Source organism: Hymenobacter sp. UYCo722 (assembly GCF_040547115.1).
In the GTDB taxonomy this organism is placed as follows: domain Bacteria; phylum Bacteroidota; class Bacteroidia; order Cytophagales; family Hymenobacteraceae; genus Hymenobacter.
On the sequence record NZ_JBEPPC010000009.1, the window covers coordinates 34,171 to 55,507 of the forward strand.

The 21,337-nt window shown below is 61.2% G+C and carries 22 protein-coding genes and 1 pseudogene; 2 read left to right on the forward strand and 21 right to left on the reverse strand.

Annotated features, from left to right (window positions below; translation table 11 throughout):
* Window positions 1-5: 5 nt before the first annotated feature.
* From ABIB44_RS18175 to ABIB44_RS18185, 3 genes and pseudogenes are all read right to left on the reverse strand, one after another.
* The gene (locus ABIB44_RS18175) at window positions 6-566 is read right to left on the reverse strand and encodes an NADH-quinone oxidoreductase subunit C (RefSeq protein ID WP_354586097.1); all 561 of its coding nucleotides are present in this window, start codon (window positions 564-566) and stop codon (window positions 6-8) included.
* A gap of 105 nt (window positions 567-671) precedes the next feature.
* Window positions 672-1,229 (reverse strand): NADH-quinone oxidoreductase subunit B, encoded by a 558-nt coding sequence (locus ABIB44_RS18180; RefSeq protein ID WP_354586098.1) that lies wholly within the window; start codon window positions 1,227-1,229, stop codon window positions 672-674.
* 101 nt (window positions 1,230-1,330) lie between these two features.
* A pseudogene (locus ABIB44_RS18185) lies at window positions 1,331-1,711 on the reverse strand (NADH-quinone oxidoreductase subunit A); the annotation flags it as partial.
* Window positions 1,712-1,842: 131 nt separating this feature from the next.
* Here ABIB44_RS18185 and ABIB44_RS18190 point away from each other — a divergent pair.
* Window positions 1,843-2,472 (forward strand): Uma2 family endonuclease, encoded by a 630-nt coding sequence (locus ABIB44_RS18190; protein WP_354586099.1) that lies wholly within the window; start codon window positions 1,843-1,845, stop codon window positions 2,470-2,472.
* A gap of 43 nt (window positions 2,473-2,515) precedes the next feature.
* Here the strand turns inward: ABIB44_RS18190 and pruA are convergent, their stop codons facing one another.
* The 18 genes from pruA to ABIB44_RS18280 all read right to left on the reverse strand — a co-directional run bounded on the left by pruA (window position 2,516) and on the right by ABIB44_RS18280 (window position 20,463).
* Window positions 2,516-4,180: an L-glutamate gamma-semialdehyde dehydrogenase gene (pruA, locus tag ABIB44_RS18195; RefSeq protein WP_354586100.1), complete on the reverse strand. Its 1,665-nt coding sequence runs from the start codon at window positions 4,178-4,180 to the stop codon at window positions 2,516-2,518.
* Window positions 4,181-4,275: 95 nt separating this feature from the next.
* The gene (locus ABIB44_RS18200; protein ID WP_354586101.1) at window positions 4,276-4,608 is read right to left on the reverse strand and encodes a hypothetical protein; all 333 of its coding nucleotides are present in this window, start codon (window positions 4,606-4,608) and stop codon (window positions 4,276-4,278) included.
* A gap of 8 nt (window positions 4,609-4,616) precedes the next feature.
* A complete protein-coding gene (locus ABIB44_RS18205; protein WP_354586102.1) occupies window positions 4,617-5,165 on the reverse strand; it encodes a nucleoside/nucleotide kinase family protein in 549 nt (182 codons plus the stop codon).
* Between the two features lie 54 nt (window positions 5,166-5,219).
* Window positions 5,220-5,912, reverse strand: a complete 693-nt coding sequence (locus ABIB44_RS18210) for a YjjG family noncanonical pyrimidine nucleotidase (RefSeq protein WP_354586103.1) — start codon at window positions 5,910-5,912, stop codon at window positions 5,220-5,222.
* Window positions 5,913-6,013: 101 nt separating this feature from the next.
* Window positions 6,014-6,973 carry a geranylgeranylglycerol-phosphate geranylgeranyltransferase gene (locus tag ABIB44_RS18215; RefSeq protein ID WP_354586104.1) on the reverse strand — a complete coding sequence of 320 codons (960 nt, stop codon included), beginning with the start codon at window positions 6,971-6,973 and terminating at the stop codon, window positions 6,014-6,016.
* Window positions 6,974-7,097: 124 nt separating this feature from the next.
* On the reverse strand, window positions 7,098-7,292 hold the full coding sequence (locus tag ABIB44_RS18220) for a cold-shock protein (protein ID WP_354586105.1): 195 nt from the start codon (window positions 7,290-7,292) through the stop codon (window positions 7,098-7,100).
* Between the two features lie 140 nt (window positions 7,293-7,432).
* On the reverse strand, window positions 7,433-7,669 hold the full coding sequence (gene iscX / locus ABIB44_RS18225) for a Fe-S cluster assembly protein IscX (protein ID WP_354586106.1): 237 nt from the start codon (window positions 7,667-7,669) through the stop codon (window positions 7,433-7,435).
* A gap of 112 nt (window positions 7,670-7,781) precedes the next feature.
* Entirely contained in the window at window positions 7,782-8,117 is a 336-nt protein-coding gene (locus tag ABIB44_RS18230) for a 2Fe-2S iron-sulfur cluster-binding protein (protein ID WP_354586107.1), read from the reverse strand.
* A gap of 70 nt (window positions 8,118-8,187) precedes the next feature.
* Window positions 8,188-8,991 (reverse strand): Rossmann-like and DUF2520 domain-containing protein, encoded by an 804-nt coding sequence (locus ABIB44_RS18235; protein ID WP_354586108.1) that lies wholly within the window; start codon window positions 8,989-8,991, stop codon window positions 8,188-8,190.
* A gap of 65 nt (window positions 8,992-9,056) precedes the next feature.
* Window positions 9,057-11,666 carry a cytochrome c biogenesis protein CcsA gene (ccsA, locus tag ABIB44_RS18240; protein WP_354586109.1) on the reverse strand — a complete coding sequence of 870 codons (2,610 nt, stop codon included), beginning with the start codon at window positions 11,664-11,666 and terminating at the stop codon, window positions 9,057-9,059.
* A 22-nt stretch (window positions 11,667-11,688) separates the two neighbouring features.
* Entirely contained in the window at window positions 11,689-12,786 is a 1,098-nt protein-coding gene (locus ABIB44_RS18245; protein ID WP_354586110.1) for a hypothetical protein, read from the reverse strand.
* Window positions 12,787-12,852: 66 nt separating this feature from the next.
* A complete protein-coding gene (locus ABIB44_RS18250; protein ID WP_354586111.1) occupies window positions 12,853-13,281 on the reverse strand; it encodes a cytochrome c maturation protein CcmE domain-containing protein in 429 nt (142 codons plus the stop codon).
* A gap of 147 nt (window positions 13,282-13,428) precedes the next feature.
* Window positions 13,429-13,677: a CcmD family protein gene (locus tag ABIB44_RS18255; protein ID WP_354586112.1), complete on the reverse strand. Its 249-nt coding sequence runs from the start codon at window positions 13,675-13,677 to the stop codon at window positions 13,429-13,431.
* A complete protein-coding gene (locus ABIB44_RS18260) occupies window positions 13,670-14,422 on the reverse strand; it encodes a cytochrome c biogenesis protein (RefSeq protein WP_354586113.1) in 753 nt (250 codons plus the stop codon). The genes ABIB44_RS18255 and ABIB44_RS18260 overlap by 8 nt, the downstream gene beginning before the upstream one ends.
* Before the next feature lie 112 nt (window positions 14,423-14,534).
* Complete coding sequence (locus ABIB44_RS18265; protein ID WP_354586114.1) at window positions 14,535-15,206, reverse strand: heme exporter protein CcmB; 672 nt, start codon at window positions 15,204-15,206, stop codon at window positions 14,535-14,537.
* 130 nt (window positions 15,207-15,336) lie between these two features.
* Window positions 15,337-18,630 carry a hypothetical protein gene (locus tag ABIB44_RS18270; RefSeq protein ID WP_354586115.1) on the reverse strand — a complete coding sequence of 1,098 codons (3,294 nt, stop codon included), beginning with the start codon at window positions 18,628-18,630 and terminating at the stop codon, window positions 15,337-15,339.
* Between the two features lie 168 nt (window positions 18,631-18,798).
* On the reverse strand, window positions 18,799-19,875 hold the full coding sequence (locus ABIB44_RS18275) for an NAD(P)/FAD-dependent oxidoreductase (RefSeq protein WP_354586116.1): 1,077 nt from the start codon (window positions 19,873-19,875) through the stop codon (window positions 18,799-18,801).
* 90 nt (window positions 19,876-19,965) lie between these two features.
* On the reverse strand, window positions 19,966-20,463 hold the full coding sequence (locus ABIB44_RS18280; RefSeq protein ID WP_354586117.1) for a hypothetical protein: 498 nt from the start codon (window positions 20,461-20,463) through the stop codon (window positions 19,966-19,968).
* A gap of 169 nt (window positions 20,464-20,632) precedes the next feature.
* Between ABIB44_RS18280 and ABIB44_RS18285 the strand changes: the two genes are divergently transcribed.
* The gene (locus ABIB44_RS18285; RefSeq protein WP_354586118.1) at window positions 20,633-21,274 is read left to right on the forward strand and encodes an MBL fold metallo-hydrolase; all 642 of its coding nucleotides are present in this window, start codon (window positions 20,633-20,635) and stop codon (window positions 21,272-21,274) included.
* The last annotated feature ends 63 nt before the right edge of the window (window positions 21,275-21,337 follow it).

The window sequence follows — 21,337 nt, forward strand, 5'->3', positions numbered from 1 at the left end:
AAATTTTATCGTCCGAAAAACAGGTCGGTTTTGTCTTCGCGGGTACCGTCTTCTACCGGGTACTGCTTGCGCATTGGGAAGTAGTCCATGTCCTCCACGTTGAGGATGCGAATGAGATTGGGGTGGCTGGTGAAGACGACGCCGTAGAAATCGTAGGCTTCGCGCTCCATCCAGTTGGCGGAGTTGTAGAGGTCAGTCAGGGTCGGAACCACCGGGTCAACGATGGGGAAGAAGATTTTCAGGCGCAGCCGAATGTTCTTCGTCATGCTGTGCAGGTGGTAAATCATGCCCAGCTCCTGGCCCGGATTTTCGGGGTAGTTGATGCCGCACATCGTGGTCAGGAAGTGAAATTTCAACTCCTGGTCCTGCTGCAGGCCGGCAATAACTGCGTGGATTTTCTCCCGCGTAGTGGTCGCCGTGAGCAGGCCGTAGGGCTCGTGCACGTCGGTGAACGTACCCTCTCCGAACAGGCGGGTAAGCAATGCCAATACCTGCGCATTCTGGGCCTTTATCGGGTCTTCGGCAACGGGCACTTCGGGCGCGGCGGCAGCATCTTGAGGAGTCATTTCTTAGCTGTTAGCTGGGAGCTATTAGCTGTTAGCTTGTCGTATAACCGTTGTCTGCTTTGCCCCACGGAGCTAACAGCTAACAGTTAATGGCTAACAGCTCAATTACTTGATGTTGTAAGACGCCAGTAGCGCCTGGTATTCGGGGGCGTTGCGGCGGCGGAAGGATTCGTTGCGGGCCAGGTCCTGCACGCGCATCAGGCCGTCGATGACCTGCTCGGGGCGGGGCGGGCAGCCGGGCACGTACACGTCGACCGGGATAATGCGGTCGATGCCCTGCAGCACGGAGTACGAGTCGAAAATGCCGCCCGAGCAGGCACAAGCGCCCATGGCCAGCACCCAGCGGGGCTCGGCCATTTGCTCATACACCTGCTTCACAATGGGGGCCATTTTCTTGGCAATGGTACCCATCACCATCAGCAAATCGGCTTGGCGGGGCGAGAAACTGGGCCGCTCGGAGCCGAAGCGCGAGATGTCGTAGTGCGAGCCCATGGTAGCCATGAACTCGATGCCGCAGCAGGAAGTGGCGAAGGGCAGGGGCCAGAGCGAGTTGGCGCGGGCCATGCCCACCACTTTTTCCAGCGAGGTAGCAAAGAAGCCAGCACCCTCAACGCCCTCGGGGGCTTCAACGGTTTTAATTTCGGGAACGCGGGTGTCAACCATAGGGATAGAGAACTAGCGGATTAGGCCGCCTTCGATACAGAAGCGGGCTGCTTTTCCAACATCGGGGCGGTAGCGAAAGTTTGGCTGGCCGGTGCTTCATTCCAGCGCAGGATGCCCTTTTTGATGATGTAGAAAAAGCCCGCCAGTAGCAGCGCCATAAACAAAATCATCTCGATAAAACCGGCCCGGCCGAGGGCGCGGAAATTCACGGCCCAGGGATACATGAAAATGACTTCCACGTCGAACAGCACGAACACAATGGCCGTGAGGAAGTATTTCACCGAAATTGGGGTGCGGGCGTTGCCCACCGACTCGATGCCGCACTCAAAGGAGGCGTCTTTCACGGTGCTGTGGCGCTTGGGGCCCACGAGGTGCGAAACAATCATGGCGAAAGCTACAAAAGCCAGCGCCAGACCAAACTGAATGAGTATCGGGAGGTAATCGGACGGCTGATAACCGTTGACGGGCAGGGCTAGGTACATAGCGGTCAATTATATAGTGCACAGGCCTCACGGGCGCTGAAGGGCAAAGGTAACGCCCACGGGGTTGGGGCGCAATGCCAAAGGAAACGGACGGGTTTGCGGGGGTATCTTTGGGGATAATACTCCGACTTATGGAACAGAAAAAACCCGCAGTCAGGCGCTACACGGTGGCAGAATACATGGCGCTGGAAGAGCAAAGCAGCGTGCGCCACGAATTCTTCGAAGGCGAAGTGTTTGCGATGGCGGGCGGCACGGCCCGGCATAATTTGCTCATCGGCAACTGCTACTCGGCTTTGCGCGCCGGGTTGCGCGGCAAAACTTGCCGAACGTTCTTCGAAAGCGTTCAGCTAGCAGTTGAACACGGACGCTACTACAACTACCCGGACGTAATGGTGACTTGTGCGCCCGACGACCTGTTGGCCGAGCGTACCATGAAATCGCCGACGCTGGTGATTGAGGTGCTCTCGAAATCGACCGAAACCCGTGACCGCAGCTGGAAATTCAATCAATACAAACAATTGCCTTCGCTACGCCACTACCTGTTAGTGTCGCAAGCAACCTGCCTGGTCGAATGGTTCCGGCGCGAGGAAAGCGGATTGTGGTCGTTTACGGCGCTGACGCTGTTCACGGATGAGCTGCTGATTCCTGAACTCGACCTGACGCTGCGCCTGCACGATATTTATGAAGACACCGGAATTACGCAGCTAGCTATTCGATTTGATTCGGAAGACCCCGATTATCGGAACAGAGAGGATATATAGCAAAAAGGCCCGCATCACTCGATGCGGGCCTTTTTCGTTGGGCTTACAAGCCTTTATCGCGGTTCAAATCCTCGGCCGGAGCGGCCCCCAGGAAGGGATAACGGTAGTCCGTTACAGGTACGAAGGTTTCTTTGATGGTGCGGGGCGATACCCAACGCAGCAGGTTAAGGATGGAGCCGGCCTTGTCGTTGGTGCCGGAAGCGCGGGCCCCGCCGAAGGGCTGCTGGCCCACGACCGCGCCGGTAGGCTTGTCGTTGATGTAAAAATTGCCGGCAGCGTGCACCAACTTCTTAGAGGCCAGGTCGATGGCGTACCGGTCCTGGGCGAAGATGGCCCCGGTTAGGGCGTAGGGCGAGGTGGTGTCAACTAGCTCCAGGGTTTCCTCGAATTTATCGGCATCGTAAACGTACACCGTGACGACGGGACCGAACAGCTCGTCGCACATCGTGATGTACTTCGGGTCTTTGGCCAGGATGACGGTAGGCTCGATGAAGTAGCCTTTCGACTTATCGTAGCCGCCGCCGGCGATTATTTCAGCGTTGGGGTCGGCTTTGGCTCCGTCGATGTACTGGGCGAGTTTATCGAAGGAAACTTCGCTGATAACGGCGTTGATGAAGTTGCCAAAGTCTTCCACGTCGCCCATTTTAAAGGAGGCGAGGTCTTCCTTCACGTAGCCGAGGATTTCATCGGCCAGGTTCGAGGGCAAGTAGACGCGGGAAGCGGCGGAGCATTTCTGGCCCTGATATTCGAACGCGCCGCGCGAAATGCCGACGGCCACGGCCTTGGCGTGGGCCGAGCGGTGGGCCACGATGAAGTCCTTGCCGCCGGTTTCGCCCACGATGCGCGGATAGGACTTGTAGTTGGCGATGTTCTGGCCGATTTCCTGCCAGATGGTTTGGAATACCTTGGTGGAGCCGGTGAAGTGGATACCCGCGAAGTCGCGGTGCTTGAAGATGACGTCCCCTACCACCGGGCCGTCGGCGTAGATGATGTTGATGACGCCGGCCGGTACGCCGGCTTCTTCGAACAGTTCCATCAGCACCTGGGCCGAGTAGATTTGGGTATCGGCGGGCTTCCAGACCACCACGTTGCCCATCATGGCAGCAGAGGAGGGCAGGTTGGCGGCGATGGAAGTGAAGTTGAACGGCGTGAGGGCGAACACGAAGCCTTCGAGGGGACGCTGTTCCAAGCGGTTCCACATGCCGGGCAGGCTCTCGGGCTGCTGCTGGTACACCTGCTGCATGAAGTGCACGTTAAAGCGGAAAAAGTCAATCAGCTCGCAGGCGGCGTCGATTTCGGCCTGGAAGGCATTTTTGCTCTGGGCCAGCATGGTGGCCGCGTTGATGCGGGCGCGGTAGGGGCCGGCCAGCAAATCGGCGGCTTTGAGAAAGATGGCGGCGCGGTGCTCCCAGGGCATATCGGCCCAGGCGGTGCGGGCAGCCAGAGCCGCGTCGATGGCTTGCGTAACGTGGGCAGCCGTGCCGTAGTGGAAGTGGCCAAGGGTACGCTGGTGGTCGTGCGGCGGGCTCATGCGGCGCAGGTCGCCGGTGCGGACTTCCTGCCCGCCGATGTGCATGGGAATATCCAGCTCCAGATTCTTCAGATGCCTGAGCTGCTGCTGAAGCTCCAGCTTCTCTTTCGAGCCGGGCGCATAGCCTTTGACGGGTTCGTTAATCGGGACGGGGACGTTGAAAAAGCCGGTGGCCATAGTGGGTTTCGGATTGGTTTGAAAGAGAATTCTGGGTGGGATGGGACAAAGGTAGGACGATAAAATAGCAGCTATAGTAGCGGATGCTCGACAAGTCAAGGTGCGGTGAATGATTTAGGGTCAATCTCAAGATTGCCTAATAGAACATACAGTTCGGTAACATTAGCCGCGTAAGACGTTGTTTGATTAACAATTGCTAAATCTTCATCCCCAAACTCCGTATGCTGTTTCAAGAGCGCAGTATCAAATTCTGTGTCGATAACACAATAGCGATGCGGTGGCTGCACTGCAATAGCATGCCCGTTGGTAGCGTAATGAATGGCTACCCAGCGGTTTCGATTGCTTGCTGATGAGGGGGCAATAGCCGCAATCGGATGGTGCAGCATTTCTATCCAGTTCCAGACTTTTATCGGGATAGTTTTCATCATTCTAACTTCTACAGCCGCGCCAGCAGCTCGCGCACCTGTTGGGTTAGGTCGTCGCGCGAGCCGGTGTTGTGCAGGGTGGCAGCGAAGTGCGGGTAGTCGTCCATGGCGACTTCGCTGGGGTGGTTGTCGTCGCGGGTGCCGTCGCCGCGCTGGTGCAGCGGGTCGCCCTCCACGCGCAGCATGAGGCCGCCGCGGGCCCGAATGGGGTCGGCCTCGTTGGGAAAGCGGATGTCGGGCACCAGCACGAAGGCATCGGGCGGCAGGGCGGCGAAGAAGGCATCGACCCAGACCAATGGTTCCCACGCGCGCAGGGCCAGGCCCACCTGCTGCAGCATTTCGCCCCGCGTGCGGTGGAAGGTGGGCACGATTTCGGCCTTGCCGCGCTGGGAGTAGTACGGGGCCACATCTTCGCCCGTGAGGGCAGCGCAAACGGACTTAATGGAGTCGCCGAAGGAGCGAATCTGCCAGATGCGCTCGGGCTGGAGCTGCTGCAGAATGCGGGCCACGGTGTCCTTGCCGCTGCCCCGGCGGCCCGAGAGGCCAATGAGGTGTACCATGGGGTGGGGAATCAGAACGCCAGATGAGCATGACGTTCTTTTTATTCAAGGTTCTTACAAAAACTCCTTCAGCTCGCTCAAACAGCTGATTTCGTGGGTAATATCATTAAAATGACGCCGCTTATCGGGGTTAAAATACACTTGGTCGATGCCGGCGTTGTATGCGCCCAACACATCGCATTCCAGGTTGTCGCCAATCATCAGGCTCTCGGTTGCCGTGGCACCGGTGCGCTCCAGGGCGTGGGCGAACATGCGCGGGTCGGGCTTGAGATGGCCGCTGTGCTCGGAGGTGATAACTTCCTCGAAGTAATGAGCTAGGTTGGAGGACGCCAGCTTGAGGCCCTGCACGTCCTGAAAGCCGTTGGTGATGAGGTGCAGCCGGTAGTTGGGCTTCAGGTAGTCGAGCACTTCGTGGGTATAGGGAAAGACTGCTGATTTCTGCGGCAGAATATCCGTGAACTCGGCCGAGATGGTGGCCGGAATATCCGCTTCGGGCACGCCAAGCCGCGTCAGGGTACGCACAAAGCGTACCTCGCGCAGCTGGGTTTGCGTGATTTTATTGCTTTGGTACAAGCGCCAGAGCGCGTGGTTGATGTCGCTGTACAGCCGGATAAACTCCTCCACCGAAAACGTGCCGAAGCGAGCAAAATCGTGTCGCTCGTAGAGGGTGTGCAGGGTTTCGTTGGCATTTTTCTCGAAGTCCCACAGCGTGTGGTCGAGGTCGAAGAAGAGGTGACGGTATTTCATTAGCAGTGGTTAATGATTAACGATTAGTGGTTAATAGTCGAAGCGGAACGGGAAAGTGGGTCACTCATTGATACTAGTAATTAATCACTGACCGTTAACCATTATAATGAGCCGGCAAGGGCCATGCTCAGCACGCCGGCCAGCATGATGCCCTTGCAGAACGTGCTGAGGTGCCGAAAGTGCCGCCGCCGGTCGGCCCGGATGAGCAGGCGCGCCAGCTGAGCCATAGGTAGCAGCACCAGCAGCGTCAGCCACAGACCCAGCGGCCAGTGCCCGCTCGCAAAAAGCCGGCCCGTCGCCCCAAGGGTGAGCAGCGCCAGGCAAGCCAGGAAAAAACCGGCTACCCACTTGGTGCGCGCCACGCCCCAAACCAGCGGCAGCGTGCGGCAGCCGTGCTGCGCGTCGCCGCGCATGTCTTCCACGTCCTTCATAATCTCGCGCACCACCGTTAGCAGAAACGCGGCCAGCGCGTAGGGCCACACCACGCTGTGGCTGTCGTTGCGCTCCAGCTGCAATTGCAGCTCGGGCAGCAGCACCAGCGCCGCCGTGAGGGTGGCAATGCTGACATTGCCCACCAGCGCCACCCGTTTGAACCGCGCCGAATAGCCCCACAGCAGCAGCGCCGTGCCCAGCGTAACGGCCCCCAGCACCGGATGCAGCCAGCCCGCCACCAGCACGCCCACCCCGCTCAGCGCCAAGTGGGCCAGCATGGCCATGCGCCGGTTCACCACGCGGCCAATCACCAGCCGGTCGGGCCGGTTGATGGCGTCAATTTTCACATCGTAATAGTCGTTGATGATGTAGCCCGCCGCGGCCACCAGCAGCGCCGCCCACACCAGCAGCCCGAAGCGCGGGGCCAGCAGCGACTGGCGCAGCGGCAGCTCCGGCAGCAGCAGGCCCGCCCGCACCAGGGCCAGACACAGCAGCATAATCAGCAGGTTGGGCCAGCGCACCAGCGTGGGCAGCGCCGTGCGCAGGTGCTCGGCCGGGGGCGGCGGCGGCAGGGCAGGGGGCTTGGGGGGCAGCGGGTTCATCGGTGGGGGCGCGGAGCGGAAGCGCAAAGGTCGGCGAAAGAGGCGGGCTTGCGGGAGCGGGATGAGGGTGGGCGGGATACAAAAAAGCCTCTCCGTGACGGGAGAGGCTTATGCGATGGCGCGGGGCGCGGCCACCAATTTGCTTTCAAGCTCAGATTTTGCGCACGTTGACGGCGTTGATGCCTTTGCGGCCTTCCTGCGTTTCAAATTCCACCCGGTCGTCTTGCTGCACGGTGGCCCCGTTCAGGCCGGTTACGTGTACGAAAAAATCTTCTTTCGTTTGGTCGTCGGTCACGAAGCCATAGCCCTTGGCTTCGTTGAAAAATTTAATGATGCCGGTTTTCATGCAAAAAAACAAAAAGGAAAAGAAAAACCGCCCGGGTAAAGGCTGCGGAAAGGCCTAAAACGGCCGCAAAGCGCCATTTCAAACCCGCTTACGCGGGAATCCGGCGTGGGGTTGGCTGGCCAGCGGCCCCGGCACTTCCATTATTGGTTATCGCGCCACTCGTATACCCACTTGGCTTGGATTTGCTCCAGATGGCCCTCCGTCGATTGCTCCCGGGTGCCATCGAAGTTGTCCAGGGTCAGTATCCACTCAATTAGCTCGGTAAAGCGGATGCGGTAGATTTTGGCCTCGGTGAAGTCGTTGCCGAACTTCTCGTAAAGGGCCATGGCGATATCCTCGTGGTCGGCCCAATGCATGGGCGGCTCGAAATGGGGCATTTTGTTAGGGTATGAGGGTAAGGGGGTAGGAGGGTAGGAGTTGCTGCTAGCAGAATGAAAAAGGGCAATAAAACGCATGCCTTCCTACCCCTACACCCTCTTACCCCAAAAACTAGTGGCCCAGGAAGTGCTGGGGGGGGATGCTGACGACCAGCTGCATATCCGGCTCCACTACGCACTGGCAGGCCAGGCGCGAGTTGATGCGCGGGTTCTCGGCGCGGTCGATGAAATCTTCTTCCTTGTCGGAAATCTCGGGCAGGTCGTCGCCGCCCGCGTTGATGTAAACGTGGCAGGTGCTGCACCCGCACACGCCACCGCAGTTGTGCTGCAGCTGAATGCCATTGTTCAGGGCCACGTCGAGCACCGACTCGCCGGCGGCCGCCACGTGGGTTTGGGCCGGCTGGCCGTCGCTGAACTGGAAGGTGATGGTGGTAGCGGGAACAGCCAAAACAGGAATCAATAAAGACGAATAATACACGGCATTTGCCGCCGCAAAGGTACTCCCCCCGGTCCCGGCATCAAAGCTGCGCCTGGATGCTGGCCGTGAGCTGCACATACAGGGCCTGCCAGGCCGGATGGGCGGCCAGGGCTGCCTGGTGGGCGGCCAGCGTGGGCGCATCGTGCCGCACGGCCGGGCCGGTTTGCCCTTCGAAAGGGGAGTTGGCCAGGGCTTTGGCAATTGTTTCGCGCACCAGCGGGGCCAGGAGCGCGGCGGGCAGGTCGGCTTCGGCCAGCAAGGCATCAGCAATTCCCAACAGGTGGTTGGTGAAATTGTTGGCGAAAACGGCCGCCACGTGCAGCTTCAATCGTTGGGCGGAATTGAGGCGGCGCACGTTGCGGCTCAGGCTGTGGGCCAGGGCCAGCAGAGTAGCTTCGGTCTGATTATCAGCTGCCTCAATGCACAGCGGCACCGTGGGCCAGTCGATGGACCGGCCGGGACTAAACGTTTGCAGCGGGTAGAACACACCGGCACGCACGTCCGGCTGCGCTTCAAGAACCGCTAGCGACAGCGCCCCGGCCAAGTGGGCCACCAGCGCCCCGGCGGGCCAGGTGGTGGCGGCCAGCAGCGGGGCCACGGCGGCATCGGGCACGGCCAGGAGGTACACGTCGGCCGGTGGCAGGGGCGGGGCGGGGGTGGGCAGCGCCGTTGTGCCGGGCAACTGGCTCGCCAGAATTTTAGCAGCGGCCGGCGTGCGGCTCCATACAAATACTACCTGATGGCCCGCCGCTACCAGGGCTGGACCCAACTGGCTGGCCACGCGGCCCGCGCCAAACAAGCCAATGCGTAGCGGGGTGGCAGGAAGCACTGAAGATTTAATCATGAATGATAGTAGCAAAAAGCCGCTCCGTTAGCTGGAGCGGCTTCTTGCCTCAGATATGGTCGGAACTAGCCCGCCGGTTGGGGCCGCACGGCGCGGCCCGTGGGCGCGGCTGAAACTTCAACTTCGGCCGCCACCTCGTTGCTGAGCACGCCTTTGCCACCGCGCTGGCGCACGCTCAGGCCGAAGCCAATGGCCATGAGCAGGGTACCGCTCCAGAGTAAATTGATGAAGGGTTTCTCCATCGCTTTCAAAATCACGTAGTCCTTCTGGGTGGTGCTCACCCCGAAGGTGAACTTGCCTTTTACCGGGTCGATGGCGTTCAGGCTCAGGCGCACGCCGAGGTCTTCGACTTCGTCGGGCACGCGGCCCACCATGCGGTTGCGCACCACAAACACGGGGTGGGCGTGGTATTCACGCTTCTCGCCGCTCACAATCATGTCGGCCTGCAGGGCGAGGTCGCCCTTTTGCATGTTGAGACCAGCGGTTTCGTGGGCCGGCTCAATGGCCCGGAACACGGCGAAGTAGTCGTTCAGGAAGATGGTGTCGCCCACGCTCAGCGTGTATTCTTTGGCCTCGCTCCAGGGCTTTTCCTTGCGCGGGTCAAGCACCGAGTTGATGTGCGTGTAGATATCGTGGCCCCAGAATTTCTTGATGGCCGGGGAAGCTAATAGGCCGCCACCGCCCATCTCGTCGTTTATCTGGGCGCGGGGGTATAGCACGAATTGCTCGCCCGACTTCTGGTCGCGGTAGTTGATGCGGTAGTAGGTGTTTTCCGGCAGGATGTTCACTGTGTCGCCGGTGGCGTAGTACGTTTTGCCTTCTGCGGCAATGGGGGCGCGGGCTACGGCTTTATAGTCGTCATCAGTGCGGAAGAGGAACTGCTTATCGACGTAGCCGGGCACGCCGGGTACCTCGAAATACTGGCCGGTGTAGGTGAGCTGATAACCGTGCATGGGGGCGGTTTCGTTGCGCCACAGCAGCACATTATCGCGGTTCAAATCCTCGCTGAATTCGCGCGAATACAGCAGGCCCGACACGTTGCGCGAGATGATGTTGGAGTAGCCCGACGAAGCCAGAATGCCCAGCAGCATCAGGGCAATGCCCAGGTGGGCCACCGCGCCGCCCGACAGGCGCACGCCGCGCCGCAACAGCGTGAAAATCATCCCAAAGTTGGCCAGCACGCCAAACAGGCCCGCCAGCGTGAGCACCACGTAGGCCGGCGAAATGCTGAGGCCATTGTAACGCACCAGCAGGACTACCAGGGCCGTACCCAGCAGGGCCAGCAGCGTGGGCGCGGTGAGGGAGTTGATGAGCGTTTCCTTGTTGTTGCGCTGCCACCACATCACCTGCGCGATGCCCGAAAGCAGGGCCACGCCCACGCCCATCCACAATTGCAGCTTGGAGTAGTGGGCAATTTGGTCGGCGGGCAGGGCCACGTTGGTCTTGATGCCAATGAGCCCCATAAACGAGTTATACACCGGAATACTGGTTGTAAACAGCACCTGGAACGCGCCGAGGCATAGCACCGTGGCTCCCACAAATACCCACAGCTCGGGATTGTAGGCATCCAGCTCCTTTGCCGAAATCGGGATTTCCTTCCAGCGCGAAATCAGCAGCGCCACGGCCAGCACCGTGAAAACGGCCATGTAGATGAACAGCTGGCCCGACAGGCCGAGGTCCGTAAACGAGTGCACCGAGGCGTTGCCCAGCACGCCGCTGCGCGTGAGGAAGGTCGCGTAGAGGATGAGTACGAACGTAGCCACCACCAGCGCAAACGCGGTGCGCAGGCCCGTGCGGCGCTTCTGCCACAGCACCAGGCCGTGCAGCGAGGCCACCAGCACCAGCCACGGAATGTACACGGCGTTTTCGACCGGGTCCCAGTTCCAGTAGCCACCGAAGTTTAGCGTTTCGTAGGCCCAGTAAGCGCCCATCACCACGCCCACGCCCAATACTCCGCCGCCAATGAGCGTCCAGGGCAAGGCCGGTTTCACCCAGGCCGTGAGCTCACGCTTCCAGAGGGCGGCGATGGCGAAGGCAAAGGGCACGAGCGTAAGCGCGAAGCCCAGGAACAACGTGGGTGGGTGAATCACCATCCAGTAGTTCTGAAGCAGGGCGTTGAGGCCGGTACCGTCCTTGGGCACGAAGTTGGGGTTCATCTTCCACACCGGCAGGTCGGTGAGGAACTCGCGCAGCAGGATAAAGGGCGACGAGCCAATGCGCACGCCACCGACCACCACGCCCACAATCATGCTCACCAGAAACACCTGCACGCCGCTGAAAACGGCCATCACCGGGGCTTCCCACTTCTTGTTGTAGCGCATGATGAACAGGCCGATGACGACGTGCCAGAAAATCCAGAGCAGGAACGAGCCCTCTTGGCCTTCCCAGAAACAGGAAATCATGTACTGCACCGGCAGGTGGTTCGAGCTGTGGCTCCAGGCGTAGTAATATTCGTAGCGGTGCGCGTGAATGATGTTGAACAGGCACACTATCACGGAGATGATGGCCGCGCCGTGCACGAAAAACGCGCCGCGCGCCAGCCGCAGCCAACTCGGGTCTTCCTGGCCCAGCGCCCGGCCCCGCGAGGCCTGGAAATAGCCATACGCCGCCACCAGCGCCGCCGCGAAGGCCAGAATAACGCTGAAATGGCCGATTCGTCCTACTAATAAGTTCATAAGCAAATAATATCGGGCAAATTTACGGCCGCGCCGCCGGAGCCGGGAGACTCAATAACAAACGGTCGACGAAAAAGTCGCCGCTCGGGGGATGACAAATGATTTCGACGGCAATTTTTTTTAGCCCCCCGTCCTGCCATTTGCTTACCGGGAGCCAGCCTTGGCTTTTGTCGTCGGGCTTGCTCACCAGTTGCCGCGAGAGCAGCACCTGCCCATTGGCCGGGTTGGAGATGATAACCGACAGCCGGGCATTGCGCGGGTACTTGCCCAGCGGCAGCACGAGGTGCGGCACCTGAGGCGGCTGGTCCAGCAGCGGGTTCAGCTGGCTGAACGACACCCATTGCTGCCGCAGCAGCGCGGGCGGCTGGCCGTCGGGGCCGGCATCAGCGACTATTTGGTAGAGGTAGTAGCCCGGGTGGGGCAGGGTATCGGTGGCGGTATAGGCAGTAGGCTGGCCGCCCAGCGTGTTGCGGCCCACTGGCACCCGCACCCGCTCGCTGCTTCTGAACTCGCGCAACTCGCGGCGTAGCACCCGGCAGCGCGCGGCGGCCGCCAGCGAGTCGGGCAACGTCCATTCGAGGTGAACGACGCGGTTGCTGCCCGGTAGTGCGCCGGCTATCGTAGCGGGCAGCGGCACGGCTGGTACGCCCACCGCACGGTCGCTCACCTGCAGTTTGAACTGACAAAAATCCTTGAGGTAACCATCCACGTCCAGCAAATAGGGCTGGCCGGCGCGCAGCGAATCCAGCGTCACGAACACGTCGTCCTGGGTGCCGAGCGAAGTGCAGCTGAGCACCCGGTACGTGGCTGGCTGGCACGGCTGCCCGGTCGTAACCACCAACTGTACGCCCCGCACATCGCGGCATTTTTGCCCCCCGATGTTCACAAAATAACGCCCCGCAACCTTTGGTGTGAACTCAAACCACTGGTCGTTGTGGTATTCGATGCACTTGCCGGTCAGGCGCTCGTCCACGCAGCTACGCTGCACGGTGCAGCCGGCGGTGCTGGAGGTAATGGTTTCGCCGGCGCGCAGCATGCGGCGGTTTTCGATGTTGTCGTTGGCTACCTGAGCTAAGGCGTTGCCAGCTAAGAAGCCAGCCAGCAGCAATGAAAACAGCACCCGTTTTCCGACGCGACGAAGCGTGACAGAAACCGGGTGCTGCAAAGGGAGTGGGCTCGCCAGCAATTAATTGACCGAAGCCGTCGCGCCCTGCAAGTCCTTCTTCACGTACTTGCTGGGGCACTTCAGCAATATGTTATCGGCCATGAACACTTCTCCCTTCATGCAGCCCGTGATAACTACCTGCTCGGAAGCGTCGAAATCCTGCGGCTTGGGGTTGTTGTACACCACGCGCTGGGCTAGGTGGGTGGTATCAACCAGCGTAAAGGCAAAGTAGTTGGGGTCCGTCACGGGGTCGTATTCCAGGCCCATGGGGTGCTTTTGTGCGTCGCGGGGGAGCTTGCCCACCACGTGCACCTTGGTGCTGTTGCCCTCGGCGGCACGGGCGCGGGCCTCGCCGAAGCCCACGTACACACTGGCATCGGCGGTGGTGCTGAGAATGATGGCGGCGGCCACCGCAATGATGGCGATGACAAACAGGTGCGTCTTCTTCATAAACGACGGTTTAGCACGGTTTTAAGCGGATTTCACAGAGTTCAGCTCACGCTTACTTTCGGTTGCAAACGGCGCTGTTGCCGGGCAGTTATTTAAGTATAGACTATGATGAGATGATAACAAGTCTGGTGGGGCTTGGGTGCCCGGCTAGGCCTTAATTTCTTTTTCGAGGCGGCTCACCTTCCGGTCGAGCGAAATGAGGTAGGCCAGCAACCCCGCCACGATAACGGCCACCACGGCCACCACCACGTAAATTTTGCCGCTGGCGCGTAAGTCATCGGCCATGGCCGGGGCGGCCTCGGGCGTTTGGGCAAAAGCCATTGAGGCTAGAAACAGCAGCGGTAGGAGTAGTTGAAAGAAGTAACCCAGCGGGCGGGCAAAAAGCTTATTATTCATCGTGTTTCAGTTTCAGGAAAACGTAGCGGCTGCTTACCTGGGCCACCCAGAAGGCAAACAAAATCCAGCCGATAACGGCGGGGTAAAACACCTTGCGCATGGTGTTGTCGAGGTCGTATTGGTTGAAGCCGGGGTTGCCGGTCTGGCCCGGGTGCAGCGAAGGCCCGCTCAAACGGGGCAGTACGAAGAGCAGCGGAATGACCGCCGCGAAGGCGAAAATGTTATAGATGGCCGACACCCGTGCCCGCTGCTGCTCATCCTGAAAAGAGCCGCGCAGCACCAGGTAAGCGCCATAGATGAGCATGGCTACGGCCGCGCCGTTCAGGCGCGGGTCGGGCGTCCACCACGCGCCCCAGGTGTAGCGCGCCCACAGGCTGCCGGTAGCCAGGCCCAGCAGGCCCAGCACAATGCCGGTTTTGGCCGACTCGTGGGCCAGTACATCGAGCCGCGCCGACGGCTCGCGCAGGTAGCGGATGGAATACCACACCGACACGAGCAGCACCATTATCATGGCAAACCACATGGGCACGTGGAAAAACAGGTTGCGAATGCTTTCATTCACGATGGGTAGGGCCGGCACCGGGGCCAGCAGGCCGGCCACCGAGGCCCCCACAATCAGGAGCACGGCCAGGCCTTTCCACAGTGCGCCGCCACCGCGCTGCTCCACCAGGCGCTGCCCGCCCCACACGCCGCCCACCGTCATCACGATGCCCGATACACTGCCGATAATTGCCGCTGTACTCATAAATAAGTGCTTAGTAAAGAATAGTAAGTAGTGAGACCGTCATCATGCGAGAAGCCGGGCGATAATTGCTGTCTTACTTCTTACTACTAATGACTTAATCCGCAAGAGAGTTTTAGCCGCGCCATAAAAAAGGAAACAGTACGTACGAAGTCGCGCCCACTATCATGTTCAGGGCCAGCAGCGTGAGTAGCGCTTGCTGGCTCAGGCCGCGGTCCAGCCCATCGAGGGCGTTCTTACTCACCTTGATGAGCAGCAGCAGCATGGGCACCATCAGCGGGAAGCCCAGGATGGCCATGAGCGTGGCCCCGTTGCCGCCCGCCTTGGCCGCGATACCCGACACCAGCGTGAGCGTAGTAGCAAAGCCCACGGCCCCCAGCAGCAGGTTGGCCACGAATAGTGGTGCATCCTGAATGGGGTTACCCAAAAACACGGTGTAGAGAAACAGCCCGAGCAGCGCCACCGCTATCAGCAGCAGGGTGTTGTAGAGCATCTTGGCCAGAATAACGGCCTGGGGCCGCACCAGCGTGTAGTAGTACAGCCGCTGCCCGGGACTTTCCTGCATGAAGCCTTTGGCCACTGCATTTAAGGCCGCGAATAGTAGAATCACCCACAGCAGGGCATTCCAGGCCGGAGGCGGGGGCGTGCCGCCGCGCAGGCTAAAGCTCAGAAAGCATACGAACACCGTGCTGCCTACGTAAAGCAGCAGGCCGCCCAACGCCGCGCGCTGCCGCCATTCGAGGCGGAAGTCTTTGGCCAGCAGGGTGGATATTTCGCGGAGCAGCACGGACGCAGGTTGGGTTTCGGGCCGCAAAGATACGCCCGAACTGCCCAGCGGGGGGATAAAAAACAACGCGCCAGGCGGAGCTAATCCGGCCTGACGCGTTGCTTGATACCAGGGATTGGCGGCCGCGACCTTAGAAGTCGTAGCCCAGCGTGAAATAGTAGTGCGGGCTGGTCGTCACGTAGTTTTCCTGGCCCCAGGCCACGTCGAACTTGCCGTAGAAGCCCAGCAGCGTGCTCCGCACTCCCGCCCCATAACCAATCAGGAAGGGGTTGCGAAAGTTGATAACCGTGGCCGAGAAGTACTGGCTGTACTCCCGCCGGCGGGTATTGGCCGAGTTGTCGGTGCTGAAGGGGTTGGTGCCCGAGTAGGCGGTGCCCGCATCGGCGAAGCCCGAAAGCTGCAGGTTGCGGAAAAAGCCCGAGTAAATGGGCCGCCGCGCGAAGTACTGCACAATCGGAAAGCGCAACTCACTATTGAAGACCAGATAGCGCGGGCCGTTGCGGGCTCCGTAGTCGAAGCCGCGCATGTTGGTTACGAACTCCTGCCCGAATACCTGGTCGACGGCACTGTAATTGGGCAGGAAGCGAGAGTCGGCGTAGCCGGCATTCAACCAGTCATCCATGCCGCCGAGGCGGAACACCTGCGCGCGCGGACCAAAAAACTGCCCGTAGCTGGCCCGGTTAGCCCACACCAGCGAACGGCTGATTTTCTGGTAGTGGCGCAGGTCGACGACAAACTTGCCGTAGCTCAGGCCGCCGTCGTTCAGGTTTTTCAGGCTCAGCACGCTGGCCTTCATGCGGGTGCCTTGCATCATGTTTACCCCGGTTATCAGGGTGTTATCGAAAACCAGCTCCGCATTCACCCCGGCATAGTTGAACGACTGGTCGTTATCCGTCGAGATATCCCCCAGAATAGTGCGCGAGATGTTCATGAGCCGGGGCCCACCGCGCACGCTCAAATTATGCGTGAGCGGGTAGCTGATGGTGGGCGCAACCTCGTGCCGGCCGTAGCGCAGGCTACCACCGTTGCCGGCTTCAAAAAAATAGGCCTGTTTCTGGTAGGATACGCCCCAGTCGTAGCGGTGGGTGAGGTTGGTGTAGGCCAGCCGGATGTTGCTGGTGCGCAGGTCGAACAGGCCAAACAGGCTGGCATCGAGCCGCTGGTTTTCAAGCACGTCCGTGAGCACAGCCTTGAACTGCAGGCCCAGGCCCAGCAGCGGGTCCACGTACAGCGCGCTCGACACGTTGTCGACCATGAAGCGGGTATCGTAGCGGTAGGGGCCGGCCACGGGGTTGGCAGTTTGCGCGGCGGTGGCCGCAACAGCGGCGTTAGACGCCGCCGTTGGCGTGAGGCGTCGCCGCCGGGCTGCCGCCGAAGGAACGGTACCGTTGGCCGGCGTCGGCTCGTCTTCCTCGAACTGGTAGTCGCTGGTGTTCACGGCGGTGTCGGTCTTTTTGCGGCGGCGGGCCGGTACCGGCGTAGCGGTCGAATCGGTGACCATGCCGGTCGTAGGTGCCGCCGTTGCCGGCTCGGCCGCCGTGGGTGCCGGAGCCGGCTTGGGGGCTACAGCCGCTACCGACCGGTCCTCCAGGGTTTTCTGGCGGGCGGTTTTGGTGAGGGGCAGCGCCGGGGGCAACTCATACTGCGGGTACACATACAGGATGTCGCGGGCCTGAGCCGGGGCCACGAACACCAGTGCCTTGCTTGTGGTGTTATAGTCGAAATCCTGGGTGTTGGGCAGCCAGTTGCTAACCAGCGTTTGCTGCTTGGTCGTTAGAGAGTACCGGTAGAGGGCACGCACGCCGCTTTCCTCGCCGAGGTACATAATCTCGTCGTCGGACAGGGCGCGGGGCCGGGTTTCGTTCGAGATGGTGCTCACCAGCGTTTCCACGGGCAGGGCGCGGCCGTCGAGGTGGTAGGCAAACAGGTCGTAGTTGTTCACCACGTTCTGGAACGAGGCCGGCCGGGCGCGGCCCAGCGAATCGAGGTAGCGGTTCGAGCTGAAAACCAGGCTTTGCCCACTGGGCAGAAATACCGGCTGCACGTCGTCGAACAAGTCGTTGGTAAGCTGCTCAACTTTGCGGCTGCCGGCGCGCAGGATAAACAAGTCGTTCTGCCCGTTGCGCACGGCGCTAAACACCAATGCCTTGCCATCGGGTGAATAGCTCATGCTCAGCACCTGCTCGAAGCCCGAGAACACCGACTCGGGCCGCGACAACCGAATGGCCTCCCGCACCCGCGCTACCAGCCCACGGCCGCCGGCATCGTAGAGGTGCAGGTCCATTTCGCCGTGGCGCATCTCGGCCACGGCTACCTGGCCGTTGCCGCGCCAGGCCACCAGGGGCAGGCGGGTTTCGACCTGCTGGTCGGGGGTTTTGTAGCCGCCCCGGCGCAAAATGCGGCGGTGCTTGCCATCGCGGTCCACCACCATTACGCGGTAGCGGCCGCCCTCGTTCTGGGCATAGGCAACCAGCTGGCCATTGGGGCTGATAACGGGCTGCGAAAACACGTCGGCGTGGCGGTTGCGCCCGTTCTGGCGAAATTTGGCATCGGGCTCGACCAGCGTGGCCACGGGCTGGCCGTTCAGGTCGCGGTAGTAGCCCAGCCAGTCTTTAAGGAAGACCTTATAAGGCACGTTCAGCGACGAGCTGATGCCCACCTCCACGTCGCGCGTGATGCGCGTCAGGTTCAGAATGTTCTGGATAGTGGTGTAGCCGTAGCGCTCGGCCACGTAGTTCCAGATGCTTTGGCCGGCCAGCGTGGGGCTGCGCAGAAAGAACGGGGCCGTGCGGTTGCCGGCGGGGTAGCGCTTGGTCATGTCGCGCATGTAGCCGTCCATGTCCACGCTCCAGCCTTCGGCGGCGTAGGCCGAAGCCCCGCCGATAAACCAGTCGGGCAGCTGCAACAGGTAGCTGCTTTGCAGCACTTCCTTCAACGAGCCGCCGTACATCATGTCGTTGAGCAGCACCTGGGTTATCTGGGTGCTGAGCTCGCGCTTAAACTCGGTTTCCTGGCCGCTGAAGGCAATCTGCACCTTGCTCATGCGGGCCAGCGGGGTTTCGCCGCCGTTAATCTGCTGCTGCGTGGCCGTCAGGCCAATGTTGCTCTGGCGCAGGTCGCCCACCGAGTTGTAGAATAGCAGCGTGGTTTTCGAGTACGGGTAGTAGCCAATGAGCGCCGTGATGCGGCTCAGCTCCTTTTCGGCGTACTCGGCGGCGCGGCGGGCACTGGCTTCGCCCCCCTGATAATACAGAATATTGAAATTCTGGGTCGTGAACTGCTGCCAGCGCGGCTGCTGGTACTGCACCCGCACCCGGCCGAAGGGCTCCTGCGCCGTCTGGGCCTGCGCGGTGGGGGCGAGCAGGGCTCCGGCCAGCCCCAGCAGTCCGGCCAGGGTCGCTTTTGCGAATACTGAGTTAGTCATAGTAGGAGGGCAACGAGCAAAAGCAAAAAATTAATCCGTCGGCGTAGAAAAAAAATTCCAGTCCGGGTTTAACCCCGTCCGCAGCCGTTTGGAGCGGGTAACAAGCCGGGTAAGGTAGGGGCGAAAAGGTAGAGTTGATGCCGGGTGCTTGCGGAGGCTGCCCCGCGCTCACCGTACGCCGACGGGCTGCAAGGCGTTGTAGCGCTGCACGCTGGCATCGGGCCAGAGTTCGGCCTGGCCCACCAGCCAGTCGGCCAGCAGCGTAGCCAGGCGTGGGGCCAGCATCACGCCCTTCGAGCCGTAGCCGCCACAAAAGCTGAGGCTGGGCACGGAGGGGTGGGGGCCGATGAGCGGCCGGCGGTCGCGCACAGCGGGCCGAACCCCGGCACGCTGCTCCACTACGGCAAACGGTAGGTCAGTGACCACGGTGAGCCGCGCCGCCAGCTCCTCGCGCCCCACAGCCGTGATGCCCGGGGCAAACGGTGGCCAGCGGTAGGTGGCACCCACCCGAAAGCGCCCACCGCCCACCGGCACTACGTAGGCCCCGCGGTTCAGTACCTGTGCCGGGCTCAGGTCGGCGCATTCCACGTCGAGCACCTCGCCCTGGTTGGGCGTGAGCGGCAGCCAGCTGAAATAGGGATTGCGCACGGCGGCTGCGCCTTCGCAGCACACCAGATGGCGGGCGCGTACCTGCCCCGCGTAGGTAGCCCCGGTGGCATCAAACTGCACCTGCGTCCAGTCGAAGGCCTCTGGTCGCAGCCAGCCGGCTTGGTGGCCCTCTTCGGCCAGGGCAGCCAGCAGCTCGCGCACGGCCACGTGGCCGCCGTGCCGCAGCCAGGCCCCGCCGAAGGGCGCGTGCACGCCGGGCAGGCCCGGGTCGGTGGTGGCGAGCGAAGCCACGAAATCGCCCCAGGGACGGTCGGCGCTGCGGGCCAGCACGTTGTTTTGCTCTTCGGGCGAGCTGAAAATTTTGAAAATCGGGGTCTCCGTGAAGAAGGACTGGCCGAAGCGCTGCCCGATGGCGCGGTAGAAAGTAGCGGCGGCGGGCAGCAGCTCGGCGGCGCGCCAGCTCAGAGCGAAGCGCTTGCCGGCCACCGGGTTCATCAGTCCGGCCGCCACGTTAGAGGCCGAATTGGCCTGGCCGGGGTCGTACACGAGCACACGATGACCGCGCTCGCGCAGCACATAGGCCAGCGTGGCACCCGCGATGCCATGGCCCACCAGCAAGAAGTCACAGTCCGTCATGGCTGGCAAGGTAGGGAAATGGCCCGGAAAGCACCAGCTTTGGGAGCACTTAATTTTGGCAACATACTGATGTTTATATTCTAACGGATTCTATGTCAAAGCAGCCTGCGGAGCCTCGCGCTTCGGGCGTATCAGCCATTGGTAGTAGCACCAGCCCACGCAGAAACCGGCGATGCTATAAATCAGCAGCAACCATACATCATAGGGCCACTCAAGCCAAGTGTACCAGGGTTTTTGCGGTTCGCCGGCCAGCGCGTGCAACGCATAGATACGTCCGTAGCTGTAACCCCTGAACAAGCAGTAGCCCGCCAGTAGCAAAGCACCGAGGGCGGTGCCAAGCAGCAGCGCCACGCGCCGGGCCTGCGCCGTGCGGGCTACCCAAGGGGCCAGCACGGCCAGCACGCCAATGCCCAGCAGATAGTACGGCCACAGCCGGAACAGCTCAAACAGCGCCACTCCCGTAGCGAGCCCCAGCTTATTGCGCAGCGGTTCGGCCCACCAGATGGAAATCGGCACTTTCAGCCAACCGGCTACTGTAGCCCCCACCAAGGCCAGCAGCAAGTAGTAGAGGAAGGATTTGAGACGCATAAAAAGGGGGCGTTGGCATACTAATCGAAGGTAGCCAAAGGGCAGAACAAGAACATAATCAATCAGGCGTGTCGGGCGCGGAGGGGCCGGGGCCGGGGCTTCGGGGGCACGGGGCATTCGGGTGGCGGTTGTACCTTTCCGCTTTGCATATCTACACCTAGAAGTCGCTATGACGGTCGCCGGTTTCACGTTCAACGCTTTTTCCGAAAATACCTACCTGCTCATCGACGAGGCCACCCAGCAGTGCGCCATCGTGGACCCCGGCTGCTACTCGGCTGGCGAGCAGCAGGCCCTGCGCAGCTACATCGAGGAGAATAACCTGCAGGTGGCGCTGCTGCTGAACACCCACGCTCACATCGACCATGTGCTTGGCAACCAGTTCGTGCTGAGCACCTGGCCGGGTACGCCGTTTCTGCTGCACCCGCACGATTTGCCCACCCTGCGCGCCGTGCCCAGCTACGCCGGCAACTACGGCTTTCCGCAGTACCAGCCGGCTGAGCCCACCGGTGAGTTGGCCGCCGGCCAGCCCGTACGCATCGGCCAGACCGAGCTGGAAGTGCGCTTCGCGCCGGGCCACGCCCCGGGCCACGTCGTCTTCTACCACGAGCCCACGGCGACCGTTATCGGGGGCGACGTGCTTTTTCAGCGCAGCATTGGCCGCACCGATTTGCCTGGCGGCGACCATGCCCTGCTGCTGCAAAGCATCGCCACCGAGCTAATGACCCTGCCCGATGCCACCACCGTATACCCCGGCCATGGCCCCGCCACCACCATCGGCGAGGAGCGCCGCGGTAACCCGTTCCTACAATGAGTAGCGAGCAGAAAGCAATGAGCAAGGCTGTTCGTTGCGCTGCATCTTTGCTCGTTGTTTATT

Excerpts from the sequence above, each read along its gene's own strand:
- ABIB44_RS18260 (WP_354586113.1), bottom strand. The coding sequence starts at position 14,422 with ATGAGTACAGCGGCAATTATCGGCAGTGTATCGGGCATCGTGATGACG.
- ABIB44_RS18220 (WP_354586105.1), bottom strand. The coding sequence starts at position 7,292 with ATGAAAACCGGCATCATTAAATTTTTCAACGAAGCCAAGGGCTATGGC.
- ABIB44_RS18275 (WP_354586116.1), bottom strand. The coding sequence starts at position 19,875 with ATGACGGACTGTGACTTCTTGCTGGTGGGCCATGGCATCGCGGGTGCC.
- ABIB44_RS18180 (WP_354586098.1), bottom strand. The coding sequence starts at position 1,229 with ATGGTTGACACCCGCGTTCCCGAAATTAAAACCGTTGAAGCCCCCGAG.
- ABIB44_RS18280 (WP_354586117.1), bottom strand. The coding sequence starts at position 20,463 with ATGCGTCTCAAATCCTTCCTCTACTACTTGCTGCTGGCCTTGGTGGGG.
- ABIB44_RS18200 (WP_354586101.1), bottom strand. The coding sequence starts at position 4,608 with ATGATGAAAACTATCCCGATAAAAGTCTGGAACTGGATAGAAATGCTG.
- ABIB44_RS18250 (WP_354586111.1), bottom strand. The coding sequence starts at position 13,281 with ATGAAGAAGACGCACCTGTTTGTCATCGCCATCATTGCGGTGGCCGCC.
- ABIB44_RS18285 (WP_354586118.1), top strand. The coding sequence starts at position 20,633 with ATGACGGTCGCCGGTTTCACGTTCAACGCTTTTTCCGAAAATACCTAC.
- ccsA (WP_354586109.1), bottom strand. The coding sequence starts at position 11,666 with ATGAACTTATTAGTAGGACGAATCGGCCATTTCAGCGTTATTCTGGCC.
- ABIB44_RS18270 (WP_354586115.1), bottom strand. The coding sequence starts at position 18,630 with ATGACTAACTCAGTATTCGCAAAAGCGACCCTGGCCGGACTGCTGGGG.
- ABIB44_RS18235 (WP_354586108.1), bottom strand. The coding sequence starts at position 8,991 with ATGATTAAATCTTCAGTGCTTCCTGCCACCCCGCTACGCATTGGCTTG.
- iscX (WP_354586106.1), bottom strand. The coding sequence starts at position 7,669 with ATGCCCCATTTCGAGCCGCCCATGCATTGGGCCGACCACGAGGATATC.
- ABIB44_RS18190 (WP_354586099.1), top strand. The coding sequence starts at position 1,843 with ATGGAACAGAAAAAACCCGCAGTCAGGCGCTACACGGTGGCAGAATAC.
- pruA (WP_354586100.1), bottom strand. The coding sequence starts at position 4,180 with ATGGCCACCGGCTTTTTCAACGTCCCCGTCCCGATTAACGAACCCGTC.
- ABIB44_RS18210 (WP_354586103.1), bottom strand. The coding sequence starts at position 5,912 with ATGAAATACCGTCACCTCTTCTTCGACCTCGACCACACGCTGTGGGAC.
- ABIB44_RS18255 (WP_354586112.1), bottom strand. The coding sequence starts at position 13,677 with ATGAATAATAAGCTTTTTGCCCGCCCGCTGGGTTACTTCTTTCAACTA.
- ABIB44_RS18175 (WP_354586097.1), bottom strand. The coding sequence starts at position 566 with ATGACTCCTCAAGATGCTGCCGCCGCGCCCGAAGTGCCCGTTGCCGAA.
- ABIB44_RS18205 (WP_354586102.1), bottom strand. The coding sequence starts at position 5,165 with ATGGTACACCTCATTGGCCTCTCGGGCCGCCGGGGCAGCGGCAAGGAC.